Origin of the sequence: Pseudomonas sp. (genome assembly GCF_035277045.1) — a bacterium.
Taxonomy (GTDB): Bacteria; Pseudomonadota; Gammaproteobacteria; order Pseudomonadales; family Pseudomonadaceae; genus Aquipseudomonas.
This window is the reverse complement of the sequence record NZ_DATELE010000082.1, coordinates 1-3,378: the sequence shown is the minus strand read 5'-3', so window position 1 is coordinate 3,378 and position 3,378 is coordinate 1. Positions and strand designations below refer to the sequence as shown.

Annotated in this window: 3 protein-coding genes; 1 reads left to right on the top strand and 2 read right to left on the bottom strand. The window is 65.9% G+C overall.

Annotated features, from left to right (window positions below; translation table 11 throughout):
• Nucleotides 1–101 precede the first annotated feature (101 nt).
• Nucleotides 102–1,256: a cysteine desulfurase family protein gene (locus tag VJS90_RS03360; RefSeq protein WP_324119097.1), complete on the top strand. Its 1,155-nt coding sequence runs from the start codon at nt 102–104 to the stop codon at nt 1,254–1,256.
• 15 nt (nt 1,257–1,271) lie between these two features.
• Here VJS90_RS03360 and VJS90_RS03355 read toward each other — a convergent pair whose 3' ends face one another.
• Together VJS90_RS03355 and VJS90_RS03350 are read right to left on the bottom strand one after the other, a co-directional pair.
• Nucleotides 1,272–2,327, bottom strand: coding sequence for a M42 family peptidase (locus VJS90_RS03355; RefSeq protein ID WP_324119095.1), 1,056 nt, complete (start codon nt 2,325–2,327; stop codon nt 1,272–1,274).
• An 86-nt stretch (nt 2,328–2,413) separates the two neighbouring features.
• Nucleotides 2,414–3,378 (bottom strand): beta-glucosidase (locus VJS90_RS03350; RefSeq protein ID WP_324119093.1); only part of this gene is annotated, 965 nt, incomplete at its 5' end.

Genomic DNA, 3,378 nt, shown 5'->3' with positions numbered 1-3,378 from the left:
AAGCCAATCAAATAATAAAAACATTCCCCTCCGGCCTTAGTACCATTTTTTTACTGATCGCCGTACACCGGCGCCCTGTTACGAATGGACGAGCCGCCATCATGACCAAGACCCCGCTCTACTTCGACTACGCCGCCACCACCCCTGTCGACGAACGCGTCATCGAGAGCATGGTGGCCTGCCTGGGTCACCAGGCCAATTTCGGCAACCCCGCGTCGAGCGGCCACGCCTTCGGACAGGCCGCGCGCACGGTGGTCGAGCAGGCGCGCCAGCAGGTGGCGGAACGGGTCGGTGCCCAGCCTCAGGATGTGGTGTGGACCTCCGGCGCCACCGAGTCGAACAACCTGGCTCTCAAGGGCATCGCCCACAGCGCGGGCGAACGTCGACACCTGATCACCAGTGTGCTGGAACACAAGGCGGTGCTCGATACCGTCAACGAACTGGAACGCCTGGGCTTCGCGGTCACCCGCCTCGCGCCGGATGAGCAAGGCCTGATCCAGCCAGCGGCGGTGCAGGCCGCACTGCGCCCTGATACCTTGCTCGTGTCGTTGATGGCGGTGAACAACGAACTGGGCACGTTTACCGACATCGCCACGATTGGCGCCATTGTCCGCGGACACGGTGCACTGTTGCATGTCGATGCCGCCCAGGCCGTGGGCAAGGTACTGATCGACCTGCGGCAGCTGCCGGTCGACCTGATGTCGTTTTCGGCCCACAAGGTGTACGGCCCCAAGGGCATCGGCGCGCTTTATGTCGGACCGCGGGCGCGCCCGCTGCTGCGCGCGCAGATCCACGGAGGCGGTCATGAAGGGGGCCTGCGCTCAGGCACGCTGGCCACTCACCAGATCGTTGGCATGGGCAGCGCCTTCTCCTTGGCCGGCCAGCCCGATGACAGCGAATACCGGCGTATCGCCCGGTTGAGCGAACGCCTGCGTGAAGGTCTGTCCAGCCTGCCCGGGGTTTCACTGAACACAAGCACCACGCACCTGGTTCCCCATACTCTCAACCTGCGGGTCGACGTCGAAGGGTTCAACAGCACCGCCCTGGCGAGCGACCTGGCCCTGTCCTCGACCTCGGCGTGCAACTCGGCAGCCAATACCGCCTCCCACGTGCTGCTGGCGTTGGGCCTGGACGAGCGCCAGGCACGCAGCAGCGTCCGCCTGAGCCTCGGACGTCATACCACCGAGGCCCAGGTGGACGAGGCAATCGCCGTGTTCCGCCGGGTGATCGAGGCGTGCACCCCGCCATTGTGGTGATCCTCGGCAGCACACTCACTCCGGCGGCTGCAGGAGAAACTCGGTCAACGTCGCCGCGCACGCGGTGATGCCCTCATACAGCACCACTTCGAAACCGTGGGTGTTCTCGGTCGGGATCGCCAGGCAGCCGGCCCTTGCCACGGTACCCTGGCTCAGCACGGCGCTGGCATCGGAGGCGAAATCCACCAGCAGGGCGATCTGCGGCTCGTAACCCGCGCGTCGGCTGGCCGCGCTCAGCGCATCGACCACAGCGCGGGTGTAGTAGCCTTTCTGGTCGCCGACATTGATGATCGGCTCCGCCGACAGCCGGGTGCCGTATTCCTCCAGCACCGGCCCGACCTCCACCGCCAGGGTTGTGTCGCCTGGCACGCGCGACGCGGCATACATGGCGCCTGCGTTGGACTCCTCCTCAAGGGTTGTAAAGACGAACCAGACATCCTGGACCAGCTCCGCCCTGCGCTGGCCGACCTGCCGCGCGGCCAGCAGCACGGCCACCATCGGCGCGCGGTCATCGAGAAAGTGCGCCGCCACGCAGTCCTGGAGCGCATAGGGCTGGCGCCAGTGCCGGGCCAGCACGACGCGAGTGCCGGGGCGCACACCCTGAGCCTTGAGCTCATCCGGCGAGCAGCGCGTCACCACGTGCACGTCCTGCCACTGCACATTGCCGGCCAGTACATCCCGCCCGCTCGGCGTGCAGCCGCTGTTGTGCATCGATCCGTAGGACAGCACCCCCGGCAGGCAGCCGGCGTCGCCCATGATCTCGACCGGGCAGACCCCGAAGCAGATAGGTTCGGCGCCACCCAGCGCGACCACCTCCAGGGTGCCGTCGGGGTTGATCTTGCGCACGATCATGGCGATTTCATCCAAGTGCGCCATGACCCGGACAGCCGCCTCGGGAGCGGCATTGCCAGCAGCGCGGATCACACCGCGCACGTTGCCTGCGCGGTCGACCGAGACCTCGTCGCACAGCTCGCGCAGCTCACGCTGACAGATGTCCCGAACCTCGTCTTCCTGCCCTCCCGGGCCGCGGGCAAGCAGAAGTTCTTCAAGCAGGCTTTCAAGGGTGGGCATGACAACGGATCCTTTCACCAATACCCAGTCACAGACCCGGATCAATGCCTGGCCGTTCAAACCCGATCGACTCGCCAGCGTTGAAGTCAGCGCGCAGCCACCGCCGACAAGCCAGAAAACCGCATCTGCATCGCCTGCATCTCGGCCCACAGCGGATGAAACGCGGCCCGCTCACCCTGCCCGTCGGGGTAGCCGAACACGCCCGCCGGACAGTAGCGTTCATCATCCCAGCCGGGATAATCCAGCCAGGGATACCAGCACGCTCCAACCATCGGCAGTCCCCGTTGCAAGGCCAACGCCAGCTGCTCTCCCACAGACTTCAGCCAGGGCACGCGCAGCGTATCCTCGGCCCCCGTCTCGGCCAGCAGGATCGGCCGTCGATAGCGTGCGTAAAGCTCGCTCAGCATGCCCGCGAGCGGTCGAAACCGCGGATCCCCGAACACGATCCTGGCGCCATTGTGGACCCACTGGTTAGAGGGGTAGACATTCGCGCCGAGGATATCGAGGTAGTCTTCACGTCCGCCCAGCCCGGGCCACCGCCGGCCGCTGAGCAGGTCCCAGGTCTCGAACTGCGCCAACCGGTAGCCCTCGGCCGCGTCGATGTCATCCACGCGGTGCGATGCCGGCAGCACGTTGATCAAGGGATCGCATTGCACCAGCCGCGCAGCGGGCGCCACCTCGCGGATAGCGTCGATGGCCGCGATGCTGGCGCGCACCAGCTGGTGCTTGAGCTCCTGGCCCCGTCCGTGGGCACCGGGATTGAAGTACCCGACATCACCACCGGCCCAGCTCCAGAACGAGACCTCGTTGATGGGCGAATAGAATGGCGTGTCGATCCCCTCCTCGCGCATCAACCTGGCGACAGCGCCTGCAAAGCGGGCAAATCGCTCGACAAACGCAGGCCGCCAGATGTCCAGGTCATCCGGATACCCGTAATGGCACAGGTCCCAGATCACCTGGATGCCGTTTTCCCTGGCCGCCTTGAGCATCGGCACGAAGCTGCTCCAGTCGTAGCCTGCCGCGCCACGATCGATCAGGTGCCAGCGCAGGC